At 61.1% G+C, this 18,608-nt stretch carries 14 protein-coding genes; 12 read left to right on the forward strand and 2 right to left on the reverse strand.

Annotation, left to right across the window (positions count from 1 at the left end; all coding sequences use genetic code 11):
• Nucleotides 1-136: 136 nt before the first annotated feature.
• Nucleotides 137-1,543 carry a DEAD/DEAH box helicase gene (locus tag ACVOLO_RS09750; protein WP_481570064.1) on the reverse strand — a complete coding sequence of 469 codons (1,407 nt, stop codon included), beginning with the start codon at nt 1,541-1,543 and terminating at the stop codon, nt 137-139.
• Nucleotides 1,544-1,914: 371 nt separating this feature from the next.
• Between ACVOLO_RS09750 and ACVOLO_RS09755 the strand changes: the two genes are divergently transcribed.
• Both ACVOLO_RS09755 and maiA read left to right on the forward strand, forming a co-directional pair.
• Complete coding sequence (locus tag ACVOLO_RS09755; protein WP_481570065.1) at nt 1,915-2,904, forward strand: fumarylacetoacetate hydrolase family protein; 990 nt, start codon at nt 1,915-1,917, stop codon at nt 2,902-2,904.
• A gap of 241 nt (nt 2,905-3,145) precedes the next feature.
• The gene (gene maiA, locus ACVOLO_RS09760; RefSeq protein WP_481570066.1) at nt 3,146-3,802 is read left to right on the forward strand and encodes a maleylacetoacetate isomerase; all 657 of its coding nucleotides are present in this window, start codon (nt 3,146-3,148) and stop codon (nt 3,800-3,802) included.
• Nucleotides 3,803-4,058: 256 nt separating this feature from the next.
• Here maiA and ACVOLO_RS09765 read toward each other — a convergent pair whose 3' ends face one another.
• Nucleotides 4,059-5,189, reverse strand: coding sequence for a PilT/PilU family type 4a pilus ATPase (locus tag ACVOLO_RS09765; RefSeq protein ID WP_481570067.1), 1,131 nt, complete (start codon nt 5,187-5,189; stop codon nt 4,059-4,061).
• 99 nt (nt 5,190-5,288) lie between these two features.
• Between ACVOLO_RS09765 and ACVOLO_RS09770 the strand changes: the two genes are divergently transcribed.
• The 10 genes from ACVOLO_RS09770 to ACVOLO_RS09815 all read left to right on the forward strand — a co-directional run bounded on the left by ACVOLO_RS09770 (nt 5,289) and on the right by ACVOLO_RS09815 (nt 18,576).
• Nucleotides 5,289-5,675, forward strand: a complete 387-nt coding sequence (locus ACVOLO_RS09770) for a DUF4398 domain-containing protein (protein WP_481570068.1) — start codon at nt 5,289-5,291, stop codon at nt 5,673-5,675.
• A complete protein-coding gene (locus ACVOLO_RS09775) occupies nt 5,675-6,556 on the forward strand; it encodes an OmpA family protein (RefSeq protein WP_481570069.1) in 882 nt (293 codons plus the stop codon). The genes ACVOLO_RS09770 and ACVOLO_RS09775 overlap by 1 nt, the downstream gene beginning before the upstream one ends.
• Nucleotides 6,557-6,887: 331 nt before the next feature.
• Nucleotides 6,888-7,106 (forward strand): HP1242/YdcH family protein, encoded by a 219-nt coding sequence (locus ACVOLO_RS09780; protein WP_481570070.1) that lies wholly within the window; start codon nt 6,888-6,890, stop codon nt 7,104-7,106.
• A 202-nt stretch (nt 7,107-7,308) separates the two neighbouring features.
• Entirely contained in the window at nt 7,309-8,679 is a 1,371-nt protein-coding gene (locus ACVOLO_RS09785) for a pyridoxal-phosphate dependent enzyme (RefSeq protein ID WP_481570071.1), read from the forward strand.
• Between the two features lie 85 nt (nt 8,680-8,764).
• On the forward strand, nt 8,765-9,958 hold the full coding sequence (locus ACVOLO_RS09790) for a cystathionine gamma-synthase (RefSeq protein ID WP_481570072.1): 1,194 nt from the start codon (nt 8,765-8,767) through the stop codon (nt 9,956-9,958).
• On the forward strand, nt 9,955-10,740 hold the full coding sequence (locus tag ACVOLO_RS09795; RefSeq protein WP_481570073.1) for an ABC transporter permease: 786 nt from the start codon (nt 9,955-9,957) through the stop codon (nt 10,738-10,740). Before ACVOLO_RS09790 ends, ACVOLO_RS09795 begins: the two co-directional genes overlap by 4 nt.
• Nucleotides 10,741-10,751: 11 nt before the next feature.
• The gene (locus ACVOLO_RS09800) at nt 10,752-11,876 is read left to right on the forward strand and encodes an ABC transporter ATP-binding protein (protein ID WP_481570074.1); all 1,125 of its coding nucleotides are present in this window, start codon (nt 10,752-10,754) and stop codon (nt 11,874-11,876) included.
• A 51-nt stretch (nt 11,877-11,927) separates the two neighbouring features.
• On the forward strand, nt 11,928-13,316 hold the full coding sequence (locus ACVOLO_RS09805; RefSeq protein ID WP_481570075.1) for a class I SAM-dependent methyltransferase: 1,389 nt from the start codon (nt 11,928-11,930) through the stop codon (nt 13,314-13,316).
• A 47-nt stretch (nt 13,317-13,363) separates the two neighbouring features.
• Nucleotides 13,364-15,802, forward strand: a complete 2,439-nt coding sequence (locus ACVOLO_RS09810) for a glycosyltransferase (protein WP_481570076.1) — start codon at nt 13,364-13,366, stop codon at nt 15,800-15,802.
• A complete protein-coding gene (locus ACVOLO_RS09815) occupies nt 15,796-18,576 on the forward strand; it encodes a glycosyltransferase (RefSeq protein WP_481570077.1) in 2,781 nt (926 codons plus the stop codon). The genes ACVOLO_RS09810 and ACVOLO_RS09815 overlap by 7 nt, the downstream gene beginning before the upstream one ends.
• The last annotated feature ends 32 nt before the right edge of the window (nt 18,577-18,608 follow it).

The following is an 18,608-nucleotide window of genomic DNA, read 5'->3' on the forward strand; positions in this document are numbered from 1 at the left end:
TGGGCGTGCTTGTTGGTCAGTGCTTCCATCAGCTGAGTGGAAGAGGGAATACCTGAACGCGCTGCAGCGGGAATGGAAAAGGCCGACGCGGTGCGTCGGCCTTTTCGTTGCAATGCGTGTCAGCCAGGCGCCGGCATCAGGCCATGGTACGGCTCTGGCCCCGACCGCCACCGCCACGGCGCTGGCCGCCGCCCGGATGGCTGTCACGGCGCTGCTGACCGTTGTTGCCGCCGCCATTGCGCTGGCCGCCCGGCTTCTGTGCCTGACCGCCCCGGCCACCACGCGGTGCATCGCCATTGGAACGGCGCGGACCATGCCCGCCATTGCCACGGCGCGGCGCACGCTGGCCGCCGGGCTGTTCGGCCTTGCCCGGGGCGCTGTTGCCCCAGCGGATCGGGGTCTGCGGTTCAAAGCCCGGCACGTCACGGATGTCCATGTCGCGGTCGAGCAGGCGCACGATCTGGCGCAGCAGCTTGGCCTCGTCCTGCGCTACCAGCGAGATCGCCTCGCCGGTGGAGCCGTTGCGGCCGGTGCGGCCGATACGGTGCACATAGTCTTCCGGCACCATCGGCAGGTCGTAGTTGATGACCTTGGGCAGCTCGTTGATGTCGATGCCGCGCGCGGCGATGTCGGTGGCCACCAGCACGGTCACGCGGCCGGCCTTGAAGTCACCCAGCGCACGCAGGCGCTGGCCCTGGCTCTTGTTGCCGTGGATGGCGGCGGTCTTGATGCCGGACTTCTCCAGGAACGTGGCCAGCTTGTCGCAGCCATGCTTGGTGCGGCCGAACACCAGCGTCTGCACGCGCGAATCCTGTGCCAGCAGGTGCAGCAGCAGTTCGCGCTTGCGGCCGCCATCGACCGGGTGCACGCGGTGGGTGATGGTTTCGGCCACGGTGTTCTGCGGCGTCACCTGGATCTGCTTGGGGTTGTGCATGAACTCCAGCGCCAGCTGCTTGATGCTCTCCTCGAAGGTGGCCGAGAACAGCAGGGTCTGGCGGTTCTGGCGCGGCAGCTTGGCCAGGATGCGCTTGATCGACGGCAAAAAGCCCATGTCGAGCATGCGGTCGGCTTCGTCCAGCACCAGGATCTCGATGCCCGACAGGTCGACGCTGCGACGCTCCAGGTGGTCGATCAGGCGGCCCGGGCAGGCCACCAGCAGGTCCACGCCACGGCGCAGCACGTCCAGCTGGTTGCCCATGCCGACACCGCCGTAGATGCAGGCGCTGGGGATGCGCAGGTACTTGCTGTAGCCACGCAGGCTGTCATGCACCTGGGTGGCCAGTTCGCGGGTGGGGGCCAGGATCAGCGCGCGCGGCTTGCGCGGGCCATTGCCCACGCTCTGCGGCGCGGTGCCCAGGTGCTGCAGCAGCGGCAGGCCGAAGGCAGCGGTTTTGCCGGTGCCGGTCTGCGCGCCCGCCAGCAGGTCGTGGCCGTCCAGTGCCAGCGGAATGGCCTGCTCCTGGATCGGGGTCGGGTTTTCGTAGCCCTGCTCGGCGAGCGCGCGCAGCAGGAAGGGCGCAAGGCCCAGGTTTCCAAACGACATGGAGTACTCCGGAACATGAATAACGCGCGCCCGGTGGGCGTACGTTGCAGGCCATTGAAGGCCTGCTGATCTCGGAGCGTTCCCGTAAACCGCGCTGCAAGATCTGGATGCAACCAGAGCGGTGCGCTGGTTGGAATGCGTGACGATAGGCGTCGGAGTGGGGGCGGGCGGGCGGACAGACCTGATGGCCAGTGTCCTGCACCGCCGGCGGTCCCTGAGGGAAACGGACGGCCGCTGGCAGACCGCGCTAGTCTAGGGGATTGTCCGGATTGGCACAAAAACGCCCGTTCAGCATTCCCGTCAGGGAGCTGGTGGCGGCCGGCATATTCATTACAATTGAAACTTGTTTCTTCTGCAGACTGGACGTTCCCATGAAGCTTGGTTCCCTGAAGGAAGGCGGCCGCGACGGCACCCTGATCGTGGTTTCCCGTGACCTGACCCGCGCCGTGCGGGCCGCTGGCATTGCCGCCACCCTGCAGCAGGCGCTGGAGGACTGGTCCAATCTGGCGCCGCGCCTGAATGCACTGTCCGAGCAACTCAATGGCGGCAGTGTCGATGGCGAATTTGAACTGGAGATGGAAGCGCTGGCCGCACCGCTGCCGCGCGCCTACGAGTTCGTCGACGGCAGCGCTTACCTGCCGCACGTGGCGCGCGTGCGCAAGGCGCGTGGTGCCGAGGTGCCGGAGAGCTTCTACACCGACCCGCTGATGTACCAGGCCACCAGTGCCGGCTTCTACGGCCCGCGCGATGCCGTGAAGGTGATCAGCGAGGACTACGGCATCGACCTGGAAGCCGAGATCGTGGTCATCACCGACGATGTGCCGATGGCGGTCACGCCGGAGCAGGCTGCCGGCCACATCCAGCTGGTGGGCCTGGTCAACGACGTCAGCCTGCGCAACCTGATCCCCGGCGAGCTGGCCAAGGGCTTTGGCTTCCTGCAGTCCAAGCCGCGCTCGGCGCTGAGCCCGGTGTTCGTGACCCCGGATGAACTGGGCGCCGCCTGGCGGGGCAGCAAGGTCCACCTGCCGCTGGTGACCCACATCAACGACAAATGGTTCGGCGCGCCGGAAGCGGGCGTGGACATGCAGTTCGATTTCGCCCAACTGGTCGCGCATGCGGCCAAGACCCGCCCGCTGTCGGCCGGCGCCATCGTCGGCTCCGGCACCATCGCCAATGAGGACACCTCGCTGGGTGCTTCGTGCTTCGCCGAGCAACGGACAGTCGAAGCCCTGCGTGATGGCAAGCCGTCCACGCCGTTCATGAGCTTCGGCGATGTGGTGCGGATCGAGATGCTCGACCGTGAAGGCAACAGCATCTTTGGTTCCATCGAGCAGCGTATCGAGCAGGCTTCGCGGCCCTGAATCAGGTGCCGCGGCCGTACCGGGTGTGAGCAATGGCGGGGCGTTGATGGCGCCCCGTCGTCGTGCTGGCGGCTGCACCGTGCAGCACACCGTGCAGCACGAATAGGCCGCCGCGGTTCCCGGCGGGTGAACCAGCGCGTCCCTTTCATCCGACTGGCGGTGTGCTTGTCTGACCGATGGTGAAGGAACCCTCACCGCCACGGGTTACTGTGTCGCCCAGGCGACAGGAGAAGTTCCCTCCATGGACGATGGTCTGAAACTCTATAGCTATTGGCGCTCCAGCGCGGCCTATCGCGTGCGGATCGGCCTGAACCTCAAGGGGCTGGACTACGGCATCGTGCCGGTGCACCTGGTGCGCGACGGCGGCCAGCAGCATGCGCCCGACTACGCCGCGCTGAACCCGCAGGAGCTGGTGCCAACCCTGCGCCACGGCGAGCGCGTGCTGACCCAGTCACTGGCCATTCTCGAATACCTGGAAGAGGTGTACCCGCAGTCGCCGTTGCTGCCTGCCGACGCCGGTGGCCGTGCGCGCGTACGCGCATTGGCCCAGCAGGTGGCCTGCGATATCCATCCGCTCAACAACCTGCGTGTGCTGCAGTTCTTCGATCATGAGTGGAACGTGCCCCAGCCCGAGCGCGACGAGTGGATCCTGCATTGGATGCGCACGGGTTTCGCTGCGCTGGAAACCATGCTGGTGGGTTCCTTCGATACCGGCCGTTTCTGTCATGGTGCCGAGCCGGGCCTGGCCGATTGCTGCCTGATACCGCAGCTCTACAACGCGCGCCGCTTCCACTTGGACCTCAACCCGTACCCGACTCTGAGCCGGATCGAAGAAGCCTGCCTGGCCCTGCCGGCTTTCGACGCCGCACGGCCGGAAAACCAGCCGGATGCTATTTGAAGCGGGGATTGGGGAATCGGGATTGGGGATTCGTAGAAGCTGAAGGCTGCAGTGCTGCCGCTTCAACCCTTCTCCCGTTCACGGGAGAAGGGTTGGGATGAGGGCGCTTCGCGCGCCATCAGTGGGAGCCGGGAAATCAGCAGCGCAGGTTGGAATCAAAATCCCAGCCCACGCAGGAACTGGGGAATCGTGGCCGCGCCGCACGATGCCGGCTTTTGCCAATCCCCAATCCCCGCCTCTCGAAATCCCCGCTTCCTCAGAACCCGTGGCTGATCGTTGCCGGCGTCGCCGTGGAGAAGTCGCCATACGGATCATGCTCACCGCTGGAGCCTTCCGACAGGCGGAACTTCAGGGCGAGGCCGTCGCGCGAATCGGCTGCACGCAGCGCTTCTTCCTGCTCGATGAGGCCTTCCTTGACCATGCGGAACAGGCACTGGTCGAAGCTCTGCATGCCTTCTTCCAGTGACTCTTCCATTGCCTGCTTGATCGCGTGGACTTCGCCACGGCGCAGCAGGTCGCGGATCATCGGCGTGTTGATCAGTACTTCGCTGGCCGGGCGGCGTCGGCCATCCACACCCTTGACCAAGCGCTGGGAGATCACCGCGCGCAGGTTCAGCGACAGGTTCATCAGCACGTTCTTGTGCGCGCTTTCCGGGAAGAAGTTGAGGATGCGCTCGATGGTCTGGTCGGCGTTGTTGGAGTGCAGTGTCGCCAGGCACAGGTGGCCGGTTTCGGCGAAGGCGATGGCGGCCTCCATGGTTTCGGCATCCAGGATCTCGCCGATCAGGATCACGTCCGGCGCCTCACGCATCGCGTTCTTCAATGCGTTGTGGAACGCATGCGTGTCCAGGCCGACTTCACGCTGGTTGACGATGGACATCTTGTGCTTGTGCAGGAACTCGATCGGGTCCTCGATGGTGAGGATGTGCCCGGTCGACGTGCTGTTGCGGTGATCGATCATCGACGCCAGCGAGGTGGACTTGCCCGAGCCGGTCGAGCCCACCACCAGCACCAGGCCGCGCGGAGTCATGATGACGTCCTTGAGCACCTGCGGCAGGTGCAGTTCCTCGATGCTCGGGATGTGGCTCTTGATCGCACGGATCACCATGCCCACTTCGCCGCGCTGCTTGAACACGTTGACGCGGAAGCGCCCGGCATCGGTCAGCGCGATGGCCATGTTGAGCTCCAGGTCACGCTCGAACTGCGGCACCTGACCCTCGTCCATCAACGAGTAGGCAATCTTCTTGACCATCCCCGGTGGCAGGCCGGTACTCCCCAGCGGATACAGCTTGCCCTCGATCTTGATGTAGACCGGCGCTCCGGTGGTCAAAAACATGTCCGAAGCGTTCTTTTCGGTCATCAGCTTCAGGAAGTAGCCGATATCCATATTCAATATTTCCCCAACAGACGGCCGCTTGCCGTTGCAAGCACGCCATGGCCTTGACCACAATGGCCGCGCTCAGTCACTCAGGCAACGGCCTCCCCAATGAAAGCAAGCTTCGCACAATTACGACGTCTCCTGTATGTGACGGCGTGCGCAACAGCGCTGTCTGGTAGCGCTTTTGCGCAGGATCCAGGTGCCGCCGACCTGCTCGCCGCGCAGCAGGCCGTGGAGCGTGCCGACCGCGCCGACGCCGACCAGTACGCCCCCGACATGATGGCGATGGCCCGCCAGCAGCTGGAGCAGGCCCAGCGCGCCGCTGCTGACCGCAGCCAGCGCAAGCAGGCGCCTTTGCTGGCCCAGCGTGCTGCGGCCGATGCCGACCTGGCCCGTGCGCAGAGCGAAGAATCCGTCGCGCAGGCCCAGTTGGCCCAGCGCCGCGCCGAGGTAGAACAGTTGCAACGCCAGTTGGCGACAGGGGAGGGCCGCTGATGCGGGTCAGGAACATGGTGATGGCAGGCCTGCTGGCGCTGCCACTGGTGGCCGTGGCCGCTGAAGATCCGGCGGTGGCGCTGCTCAACCAGCGCTTGGTCGCGTTGCAGGCGGACATGCAGACCGCCGATGCGGCCTCGTTCGAGAAATTGCAGGCGCAGCAGGCGATTGCGGCCTTGGCCAAGGCAAAACGCCGGGACCTGGACCATGCGCGGTATCTGGCCGAACGCCGGGTCACCATCGCCGAGACGGCCGCACGCACCGCCGTGGCCGGGCGTGAGGTTGACCAGTTGGAGCGGACCCGCAGCGAGCTGCTCATTGAAGCCAGCCGCCGTGAGGTGGCCCGGGCCCGTCAGGAGGCCGAGCGCCTGCGCATGCAGTCGCAGATCCAGGCCGAAGAGGCCGAGCGCCTGCGCCTGGCGGCTGAGGCCGAAACCCTGGCGCGCCAGGATGCGGAGAATGCACTCACCAGCGTGGCCGGCCGCCAGCAGCAGCGCCTGAGCGCAGCCCAGCAGAATGCGGCCAAGCTGGCCCGCGAAGAAGCCGAGCTGGTTTCCGGGCAACGGCTGCCGGCATCGAAGTTCAACAGCCGCGGCGAGGTATTCACCTTTACCGGGGATGCGTTTGCCGCCGGCCAGGCCAGCCTGTCCGCGGGCGCGGGCAACCAGGCCAAGGCGCTGTCCGAGTACCTGAACATCGGCAAGAAGGGGCGCGTGACCATCGAGGCGTATGACAGCGCCAACGGTGTCGGCCAGCAACGCGCGCAGGCGCTGAAGGATGCGCTGGTGGCAGGGGGCGTGAGTGCGGCCCGTGTCCAGGTGGTCGGTAAGAAGGCGGCCTCCACCCGTGCGCGTTCTGCCGAAGTCATCGTTGCGCCTTGATGTTCATAAATGGCTGATGCCGTTATGTTTTTGTTTGTTTTCGCGGACTGAATGCGACCTTAAGCCGACTTCTGAAAATTGCCTGTCGGCAGCACTTGCCGGAACCTTTTTGCAGGCGTAGGGTCAATTGTCCGGGTGGCAAATTCGCCATCCGGACAGAGGAGGGCCGAGCCGGTGCAACAGTGGCGCGAACCAGTTTCCGAAGGCTCCCGGCAGGTTGGCCGGGAGGTGTCCGGTGGGTTCCGTCGTTCGCGGTTCCGGCGCTCCATCCTGCAACGCCCCGTGCCATCCGGCCGGGGCGTTCTTGTTTCTGCATGAAGGAGGTTCAGTCATGTTCGAAGGGCAGCCGCAGAGTGAGATCGACGCCTTGATGAAGGCCAACCCCGAGTTCAGGCTGCTGTACCAGCAGCACCGGAAGTTGAACAAGAAATGCATGGATGCCCAGTTGGGGGTGCTTCCCATTGACGATGTCACCCTGGGACAGATGAAGCGGGAGAAACTGCTGGCCAAGCAGCGACTTCTGCGGATGTATGAAAACAGCATCAATTAAGACCTTCCCCACGCGTTGAAAGTTACCGTCGCGGACGGTGGCGGCCCCCTCGTCGGCCGTCATTGTCCGCGTCATTGCGGCAGCCACGCGCGCATTGATGAAGATCTGCGCTGTCGTAAGAAGGTGTCCTTGCCTGACTTTCGACAGCATCCGTCGGATAATCGGTAGTCCAGCCGCCTTGCGGCGTGATCCGAATCTGACCATGGCAATCCATTCCTCCGTCCTCGAGCTCATTGGCAATACGCCCATCGTCAAGGCCCAGCGCCTAGATGCCGGCGTATGCGAGCTGTACCTCAAGCTCGAAAGTGCCAACCCGGGCGGGTCGATCAAGGATCGCATTGGCTTGTCGATGATCGAGGCCGCCGAGAAGCGCGGTGATCTCAAGCCCGGTGCGACGCTCGTGGAGGGGACGGCAGGCAATACCGGCCTGGGCCTTGCGCTGGTGGCACAGCAGAAGGGGTACAAGCTGACCCTGGTGGTGCCGGACAAGATGAGCCGGGAGAAGATCTTCAACCTCAAGGCCATGGGCGCCGAAGTGGTGCTGACCCGCTCGGACGTGGCCAAGGGCCACCCGGAGTACTACCAGGACCTGGCACAGGCGGTGGCCGAGCGGACCCCGGGGGCCTATTTCATCAACCAGTTCGGCAACCCGGACAACCCGGCTGCCCATGAATTCGGCACCGGCCCGGAGATCATCGAACAGATGGGCGGCGACCTGGACGCCATTGTTTTTGGCTGCGGCAGCTCGGGCACCATGACTGGCCTGTCGCGTGCCTTCGCCAAGCTCTCGCCCAATACCGAGCTGGTGCTGGCCGACCCGGTGGGCTCGATCCTGACCCAGTACATCAACGAAGGCACGGTGAGCGAGAAGTCCGGCAGCTGGCTGGTGGAAGGCATCGGCGAGGACTTCCTGCCGGGCATTTCCGATTTCAGCCGGGTCAAGAAGGCTTACGCCATCAGCGATGCCGAGAGCTTCCATACCGCGCGCGAGCTGCTGGGCAAGGAGGGCATTCTTGGCGGCTCGTCCACCGGCACCCTGCTGGCGGCGGCATTGAAGTACTGCCAGGAACAGACCACGCCGAAGAAGGTGTTGGTGCTGGTGCCGGATACCGGCAACAAGTACCTGTCCAAGATGTACAACGATTACTGGATGCTGGACAACGGCTTCCTGGAGCGCCCGCAGTACGGCGACCTGCGTGACCTGATCCTGCGCCCGTACAGCCAGCGCGACACCGTCGTGGTGGGCCCGAACGACCTGCTGACCACCGCCTACCAGCGCATGAAGCTGTATGACGTGTCGCAGTTGCCGGTGATGGAAGGCAGCCAGTTGGTCGGCATCATCGACGAAAGCGACGTGCTGCTGCACGTGTACGGCGACGAAGCCCGCTTCCGCGACCCGGTGTCGGTAGCCATGGTCAGCAAGCTGGACCGGCTGGACGTCAAATCGCCGATCGAAGCCCTGTTGCCGGTGTTCGACCGTGGCCAGGTGGCCATCATCACTGATGGTGATGCGTTTCTCGGTTTGATCACCCGCATCGACCTGCTGAACTACCTGCGTCGCAGGGTTCAGTGATTCTCCCGTGGCGCCCCGAGGGGCGCCAACCCGGTTGGGTTCAGCCCGGACTGATAGAATTTTGCCCCTTTAGCTGGAAGCCCTTATGACGGATCAGCACTCACGCAGCCAGGATGGCGAGCGCAGCTTGTCGCTTGCCACCTTGGCCATCCATGGCGGGCAATCGCCCGACCCCAGCACCGGCGCCGTCATGCCGCCGATCTACGCTACCTCGACCTACGCACAGTCCAGCCCGGGCGAGCATCAGGGTTTTGAGTATTCGCGCACCCACAATCCGACCCGCTTCGCCTATGAGCGTTGTGTGGCGTCGTTGGAGGCGGGTTCGCGTGGATTCGCCTTTGCTTCGGGCATGGCGGCCAGTTCCACTGTCATCGAGCTGCTGGACGCTGGCAGTCACGTCGTGGCGATGGACGATATCTACGGCGGCAGCTTCCGCCTGTTCGAACGCGTGCGTCGCCGCACCGCCGGGCTGGATTTCAGCTTCGTCGACCTGACCGACCTGGCTGCATTTGAAGCGGCGATCACGCCGAAGACGAAGATGGTGTGGATTGAAACCCCCACCAACCCGATGTTGAAGATCGTGGACATCGCTGCAGTGGCCGCGGTTGCCAAGCGCCACGGCCTGATCGTGGTGGTGGACAACACCTTTGCCTCGCCGATGTTGCAGCGCCCGCTGGAACTCGGCGCGGATCTGGTACTGCATTCGGCCACCAAGTACCTCAACGGTCACTCGGACATGGTCGGTGGCATGGTCGTGGTCGGCGACAACGCCGAGCTGGCCGAGCAGATGGCCTTCCTGCAGAACTCCATCGGTGGCGTACAGGGCCCGTTCGACAGCTTTCTCGCGCTGCGTGGCCTGAAGACCCTGCCATTGCGGATGAAGGCGCATTGCGCCAATGCAATGGAACTGGCCAAGTGGCTGGAAACGCACCCGGCAGTTGAAAAGGTTATTTACCCGGGCCTGGCTTCGCACCCGCAGCATGCATTGGCGGGCAAGCAGATGGCCGGCTACGGCGGCATCGTCTCCATCGTGCTCAAGGGCGGCTTCGCCGCGGCCAAGCGCTTCTGCGAAAAAACCGAACTGTTCACCCTGGCCGAATCACTGGGCGGCGTGGAAAGTCTGGTCAACCATCCGGCGGTGATGACGCATGCGTCCATTCCGGTCGAACGCCGCGAGCAGCTGGGCATCAGCGATGCGCTGGTGCGGTTGAGTGTGGGTGTGGAGGATGCGGTTGATTTGAAGGCGGACCTGGAAGAGGCACTGAAGGTGAATGAGTGAACCTGTTCAAACACCTAGTTGAAAGTCTGCGTGAACCCGGTTTCTGGGCGTACTCCACATGGTTGACCGTTGTCACCAATTATCGCCGCTCGCGATTGGGCATGGTGTGGCTGCTTGTACCGCCCGCACTTTACATCTGGGGGCTGGGAGCGTTTTTTTCGAGCATGCAGAACACCCCGCTCAATCATTTTGCTGCGCATGTTGCCGTCGGGATTACGGTGTTTCGATTGGTCACGACAGTCATCACGGATTCGGCCGGCGTACTGTCGTCCAATCAGGGTTTTATCCTGGATGGACGGGTGCGATTGACGGATTTCGTCTTGCGGGTTGTAGCGCGCGCGCTGTTTTACACTGCAGTGGCAATTCCCTTGGTGCTTCTGGCGTTGTTCCTCTATGGGGACGTGCGCTTGGATGGCGTGCTGATGCTGTTCGTCTCCTTGCCATTGCTGCTGCTCAATGTGGTCTGGTTGTCGGTGGTGTTTGCGCTGTTAGGCGCTAGATATCCGGACACCGAGCAGTTCATCAATAATGCGTTTCTCTTCCTGTTTCTGTTGACCCCGGTGGTGTGGTTTGCAGATCAGGCGCCGGCGGAGAGCCTGCGTGGCATGTTGATGCGAGTGAATCCCCTGTTTCACATCATCGAAGCCATTCGCGCCCCATTGCTGGGTGAGGCAGTGGATTCCAATGGGCTGATTGTCATGGCAGTCATGGCCGGTATCGGCTGGCTCGTGGCTGCGCTGTTGTACCGGCGCTATGCGCGCTTCGTACCGCTGTGGATATGAAGGAGGCGGACATGGGTATTTTACTCAAGGCAGACAAGCTCTCGTTGGACGTGCCGGTATATCTACAGCGTGAACGTGAAAACCAGAGTTGGCTGGGCCTATTGCTCGGGGCAGCATTGGATCCGCCGCGCCGCGAGAACCGTACGCTCCTGCGTTCGGTCAGTTTTGAAGCGCGCGAGGGCGATCGTATTGCACTGCTGGGGCTCAATGGCGCCGGCAAATCGACGTTGTTGCGGGTTCTCAACGGTGCCTACGTTCCTACATCAGGGACATTGACCGTTGACGGTACGCGTCAGGCATTGCTGAACATCTCGCTGGGTTTCAACAATGAGGCCACCGTCAGGGAGAACATCTACCTGCGCGGCACCGCGATGGGAATGAAGGCCAGTTTGATCCGCGAATTGGTGCAGCCGATTCTGGAGTTCTCGGGGCTGCAGGAGAAGGCGCTGCATCGGCTGCGAACACTGTCGTCGGGCCAACGCATGCGCCTGGGTTTCGCGATCTCCACCGCCATCCAGCACGACATCATGTTGATGGATGAGTGGGTGGGTACCGGCGATGCCAATTTTCTGGCCAAGGCCAAGGAGCGCATGCTGAATCGTGTGGCCGGAAGCAAGATCGTGGTGCTGGCCAGTCATAGCCTTGGCTTGTTGCGTGACGTATGCAATCGAGGGTTGGTGCTGGAGCGCGGTGAGATTATCTTCGACGGCTCGGTTGATGAGGCGCTCATGAATTACAAGGGCGTGGTTGAACGTGCGCAGGCCACGAGCGATGGCGGCGGCGAGCGTATCGAGACTGCCGGAGCGCTCGATGAAGTCGAACTGCACGATGGTGTGCTCCACCTGAAGGGATGGGCGTTGCAGGGCTTCATTGCCATGCCGCAGATGCTGGCGGTGGAGGTGAACGGTACGCTCTACCCTATTTCGGAATACGAGCATTACCCGCGTGTGGACGTACAACGCCATTTTGGGCTCCATGATCCGATGTGTGGTTTTGTTGCCAAAGTGGCTATTCCGGGTGTTAGTTCGCTTTCGGACCTTGGGAGAGAGCTTGGCCTTTACGGCGGGGCGTCAATGGATCAGCTCGATGGACCGTTCCGCGTGGCTCCTGCTGTGACTTCCAAACTGGGACATTGAAGCGCAGGTCCTGAATTGTTTTGATTTTTCATGAAGGAAAAACCATAAAAGATGGCTCAATATCAATCGTTCCCAAATGCTCCTGGAGATTCCCGCAGCCTTGATAAGCTCAAGGCGCTACGCCTGCCCTCGCTGCAGGGAAAGCGTTTTCTGGACGTGGGGTGCAACGAGGGTTTCTTTTGTGGCTTCGCTGATTTTTCGGGAGCCGAGCGTGTTGTCGGTATTGATCATTCGGCGCTCTTCATTGAGCGCGCACGGCAGCGGTTTCCGCGCTGCGAGTTCCATCACAGTGGCTGGGATGCACTGCCGGAAGGACCATTTGACGTAATCCTGCTTGCTTCGGCGCTGCATTACGCTGATGACCAGGCAGCACTCGTCGATCTTTTGATGTCGAGGCTTGCTTCGGACGGCGTATTGATCTTGGAAATCGGTATTGCGCATTCGATGTCCAGTGAATGGATGAAGGTTACGCGTGGTATCGATCAGCGGTTTTTTCCGTCGATGCCAAAAGTGCACGAGGTGTTGGCCGAATATGCATGGAAGTGGATGGGGCCGAGTGTCAATCAGGACGGTGACCCCGTCGGCAGGCATGTGCTGCAGGTTAGCCATCACCGTCCATTGTGTTATCTGCTGATGAAACCGCCTGCCTATGGCAAGAGCACGATTTCGCGCGACCTGTTCGTGCCAGCGGGTATTCCGGTAGTTTCCGGAGACGATCTGCTGAGCCGGATTGCGGGTAAGCAACTCAAAGTGTCCGAGCGGTTGGCGGCAATTGTCAGTGATGGTTTCTCGCCTTTTCACCTGGATGCTGCGTTGCATTCTGTTTTCGAGCACGATCTGGGAGGAGAGCTGCTGAAAGCCTGTGCGGATTGTGCTGATGGAGGCAGCTTTGCGCTGGATATGTATGTGCCTGATGCTCAGCATGCTTTCGTGAGGGGCTGCTTGTATGGGCATGGCTTCCTTCCTGTCGTGCTGGATTGGGAGCGGCCTGCACTGGCATCACTTTCCGATGAGGAGTCCAGCCGCAATGCGGAAGGGTTCTACATGTCGTTGGTCGCCGGAAGGCGTGTTGGTAGCGGGGAGCCGGGCAAATCAGGATGGAATGGACGTGGGTGCGGTTTCATCGATGAGATCGACTACAAGCTTGGGATGTTGACACTTCGCGGCTGGGCCATTGACATTACAGGTCAGTTGCCGCCGATCATTGAGGTTGCCGTTGGTGACCAGCGCAATTCGGTAGCGCGGTTTGAACGACAATTGCGGCAGGACGTGCAGATAGCATTGAACGCACCGCATGCATTGTTGGGGTACTACATCGAGTTACCGATGGCCGGGCTCAATCCGCGCTACGTCGCTGAGAACCTGCAGGTGATTGCGCAGGATATAGGAAGGTTTGAAGTATCTGCGGCCGTTCAGCGCCTTCTGGTAAAGGACTCGTGATTCAGCATGAGGCCTGCCCAAATGAGGGTAGGGTGCCATGGGTTGTCATGGATCCGGCGTTGGGTCGGACCTGCGCGCATAACACCGCCATCGCGATGATGTTGGCTGAGGGGGGGCTTGGTGGTTCCCTTGGCTTCTGTACCAACGTAGCTGCAAGCGCGGAATGCATAAAGCAGCTGCGCTACGGCGGTGCGCTCGTGCAGCCGGTTTTTGACGTGGATTTCTATGCATTGACTGATAAGCCGGGTACAGCAGCGGAGCATTGGGAGTGGATTCAGTCCTTGGCCCGCAGCTACGTGTCGGCTTTGGAATGGGTTCTTGCACGTTGGCCGGCGTTGCCCGTGAACGTTTTTCACCACACTTTGTCATGGGAACATGCCAATGCATTGGCGTTGGCCAATACGGCATTGGGCGAGCGTGGGCGGCGCATGCAGCATGTTGTGTTGTTGATGTTTTCGCCAGGAGTTCGGGCATCTGGAGATGTGGTCGATGCGGTGCGAGCGTCCAATTTCAGAATAGCGTTCAATCTATTGCGGGCCTCCGGCTCCATTCAGTTGCATGCAGCCTGTGCGGAATATGCGCAGGCCTATGCGCATCTGCTCCAACTGGCGACGTCCTTGCCGATACATCCCTGCCTGGTTGGGAATCGCGCGCCGCGCACGCCACAGCGGCGTCAGCGCGTGCCCAAAACAACGTTGTTGTATGTGGGGGAGGTAAAGGCTGACAAGGGCGTACTCGATCTGCCGCGCCGATTGCGCGACTGCCTGCAGCAGGCTCGTTCCGATCAGCGTTTCATCGTGCATTTTTCGGCTGTGCGAACCGATGCGGCGAAAGCTCTGTTCAATGAGCTCCAAGGAATCGCCGGTGAGCACCCCGCGGTAGAGGTACATGCAGGTTTCTGGAGCGAGGCTGAGCTCAATGAACGCTTGGCATCAGCGGACCTGCTATGTCTGGATTACGATCCGAAGGTCTATGCAGACAAGACATCAGGGCTGTTGTGGTTGGCTGCTTGGCACTATTTGCCGGTCCTGATACCGCGAGAGGGTTGGTTGGCGCGTGAAGCTCAAGCGCTTGGGATGAAGCTGGACGAGCAGGGGGCGAGAGTTCGCGCTGAGTTTCCTCAGATTGGAGCTGAGAATCCGTACTTCAAGATGATGTTCGAGCCATTGCAGCAGTGGATGCAGCAGCTGCCGGTGGATGATGGTGCGCTGTTGCCGTCGGCCGCTGCGCTTCTTTCCAGAAGGAAGCCGGAACCTGCTCAGGAAAACGGTGTCGATGTCGTGCTGTTCTGGAAGCAGAATGACTCCACTGTCTACGGGCACCGCAATGACATGATCGCCCGTTATCTGGCATCGCGCTCGGATGTTCGGCGAGTACTGATGCTGGATGCGCCGATCTCTGTCCAGCGTCTGACAACCATGGAGGCCAATCGGGATCCGTACAGGCATGATCAGCTGTTGGTGGAACGGACAATAGATAAGCTGGCTGGCAAGTGGGATTCGGGAAAGGTCGTCCATTCGGTATTCGTGCATGACGGCGAAGCGGCGGATGGATTCGATCAGGATCGCCCTTCAGTGCAGTTTCTCGATGCCTATGAAGGGTTTCTACGCGACCAGCTGCGTTGGTTTGGAATGGAACCTGGTAACGCTGTTTTCTGGCTGTTCCCACGCTGCTTCTCGGTGCCATCTTTGATCAGTCGGCTGCAGCCTGCCCGTGTGGTCGTTGATGTTGTTGATGACCACCGGGCATGGCCAGGTGTATCGCCGGACGAGATTGCACGGTTGGATCGTCACTATAGGCATGTGCTTTCGCTGGCAGACCTTGCTTTGTCCAACTGCGAGCCCATTCGCGAAGGAATGGCCGCGCTTGGATTTGAGACCAAGGTTCTTCTGAACGGTTGTGATGCGCCCTTGCCTATTGTTCCAGGGGATGTTGATCCCCGTCTGCAGGCTTGTCTGGATCGTGGTGGTCCGATCATAGGTTTTGTTGGAAATCTGGAATCGAAGATTGATGTGGTGTTGTTGGGGCGCCTGGCTGAAGTTCTGCCGCAATGTCAGCTTGTGTTGGTGGGTTCTACGCACGCCAACCCATCTGTTTTGGCGTTGCAGCGGTATCCCAATGTGCATTTCCCAGGTGTTGTGCCACATGATCGACTCGGTCCATGGCTGAAAGCGTTCACGGTAGGGATCATTCCGCACCTTCGGATGGACCTGACCCGATACATGAACCCATTGAAGGCTTATGTCTATCTAGCCAATGGAGTGCCGGTAGTGGCGACCGGAGTTCCCAATATCGAACCCGTGCCAGGCCTGCTGACGGTGGCGGCCGATCAGGATGCATTTGTCGATGCGGTGGTAAGGCAGCTGGCCACGGGGCGTCCGCCGCAGAATAGTTTTGATGAGGCGGTTGCGCGGCACGGGTGGGCGCAGCGGCTGGGTCCGCTTGTGGATGGTTTGAATTTTCCGGAAATTGCAGGGGTATGGTGAACATCGCTATCGAAGAAATCAGGCTGATCTGCGATAGCGGGTTTTTTGATGCTGCGTGGTATGGCGAGCAGTACGCTGTGCAGGGCGAGGAGGAAGATCTCGTCATCGCATATTTGCGGGACTGGCTGGATCGCGAGCCAGGTCCGAACTTCAGCGGGCGACACTACCTGCTTCTCAATCCCGACGTTGCTGCTGCAGGGGTCAATCCGCTGTTGCATTACTTGCGACATGGCAAGTCTGAAGGGCGACAGAAGTTCGCTGTGGGGGCGCCACTACCTGTATCCGGTGGGGCATGCAATGAGCAGCATCTGAGCGACTATGAAACCATCGCGCGGAGTTGCTTGTTCGATGATGTCCACTATCTGGATTGCCAATCCGACGTGCGTGAGCATCGCTTGGATCCCCTGTTGCATTTCATCCAGCATGGTTTGGTTGAGGGGCGTCAGCCGAATCCATTTTTTGACACGCATTACTATCGTCAACGCTACATGGATGCAGCGGATGAGCGGAATCCGTTGGTGCACTATCTGACCGAAGCGACATGCAATGATGCAGCAACGTCACCTCGGTTCGACGGTGCCTGGTATCGCGCCACGTATGGAGACGTGAGTGGATGCACGCCACTCGAACACTTTTTGACGGTGGGCCTGCCTCTGGGGAGGCGCGCAGTGCCTTCGCGGACGGGAAGCCCCCGCTTGGCTGCCGTTGCCGACCTGCGCAATATCCGCTGCACGGTGATCGTGCCCATTCACAACGCGGCTGACGCGGTACGTGAGTGCCTTGAGTCGCTCTTCCGAAACACTCGTTTCGACGGCGAGAATCACCTGCTCCTGATCGATGACGGTAGTTCGCAGCCGGGTATCGTCGAGTTGCTTGATCATGCCGCGCGGAAGCCCGGCGTCCGAGTTATTCGCCATGAAGCCTGTCAGGGCTATACCGCCACGGTAAACCATGGCATGCGAGAGGCGGCGGGCGATGATGTGGTGTTGCTCAACAGTGATACGGTGGTTGGGCCACACTGGTTGCGCAGACTGAAGGCTACCGCAGCGTCCAGTCCGCAGGTGGGTACTGTGACCGCAGTTTCAAATGCGGCGGGTGAGTTCTCTGTGCCCAGATCAGGCGCGCATCCAGCACCAGCAGCGATTCATCCCGATGTCACGGCACGTGCTGTGGAGAATGCGGCCGGTGATTGCTTTGAAGTGCCTACAGGAAATGGCTTCTGTCTCTACATCAAGCGGAGCCTGCTTGATGCTGTGGGTGGGTTTGACGAACTGGCTTTTCCGGAAGGTTACGGTGAGGAAAATGATCTTTGCCAGCGGGCCGCGGCTGCTGGCTGGACGCACTTGGTGGACCCCACCGTATATGTCAGGCATCGCCGTTCGGCATCCTTCGGTGGTCGACGCAAGGCACTTATTGCAGCGGGTGTGTCCAAGGTCTGCGAGCGGTTTCCGATGTATGAGGGAGCCATCGCCGCGATATCCACTTCGCCTGTGTTCGAAGACGCTCGCTACCGAATTGACAGACAGTTTCGCAGGCTAATCGCTGGAGGACGGCCTCCCCGGCAGCGTGTGCTCTATGTGTTGTCCACGCGAGTGGGCGGGACACCTCAGACCAATGCAGATCTGATGGCGGCGCTGGGCGAGGAGTACGATGCATTTGCCCTGGCTAGTGACGGAACGATGCTGGAGGTGCTGCGGGTTACCCAGAGCGGTGCCTATGAGGCGCTGGAAAGATTCGAGCTCAATGAGCCGTTGCGGTTCGCTACTCACCGTAGTGCCGAATATGATCGTGTCGTAAGAGCGCTGATGCTGCGATGGGGCATCGATCTCCTGCATGTGAGGCACCTGGCGTGGCATGGACTTGGCTTGATCGAGGCTGCTCAGGGTTTGGATATTCCGGTGGTGGTTTCCTTCCATGATTTCTATTGCATTTGCCCGACGGTCAATTTGCTGGATTTCAATGGCGGTATGTATCCAGGTGGTGTTGCCGGGGATGGGCCCAATCCACTCTGGCACCATGATCCAACCCGGGTGCCGATGAATGCCGCGCGATTGGCCGCTTGGCAGCAGAGTATGCAGGTTGCCTTGAAGGGGGCCGCCGCCTTCATCACCACGGCGGAGTTCGCGCGGTCCCTGTTGATGGATGCACTGCCGGTATTGCGCGAGCGTGTCCACGACTTCCATGTGATACCGCATGGGCGTGATTTCGAGCGGTTTCTTGGTGGCCCTGGTGCGGCGCCGCTGAACGGGCGGCCGCTCAGGGTCCTGCTGCCTGGAAATCTTTCACCGCACAAGGGATCAATGCTGGTCCGGGATCTGGTGGCGGGGGAGTCTTCAGACGACGTTGAATTCCATGTCATGGGTAGTTGCCCTCCAGAGCTGAAGGGCCTGGTGGTCGAGCATGGTAGTTATCAACGCAGGGACTTTGCGCGGCTGGTGGAGATGATCAAGCCGGATGTTGCTGCGATCCTGTCGATTTGGCCAGAAACCTATTGCCACACATTGACCGAGTGCTGGGCGGCTGGTCTGCCTGTCATTGGTGTGGATGTGGGGGCGGTTGGGGAGCGCATTGCCGCAAGTGGGGCGGGTTGGCTGTTGCCATTTCCTACGGAGGAGGGGGCGTTGAGGTCGTTGCTCCGGCGGTTGATTGAGGTGCCGGCTGAGCGTGAACGCGGCCAACGGGATGTACGCCGCTGGCAGGAGGAGGTTGCTCGGACTGCAACGACAGCAGCGATGGCTGCCGCTTACAGGGTGATCTACGAAAAGCTTCTGTAAAAGGCTAGCCTTGCTGACAACTCGCCATTGCA

It is taken from the genome of Stenotrophomonas sp. STEN056 (genome assembly GCF_056759635.1).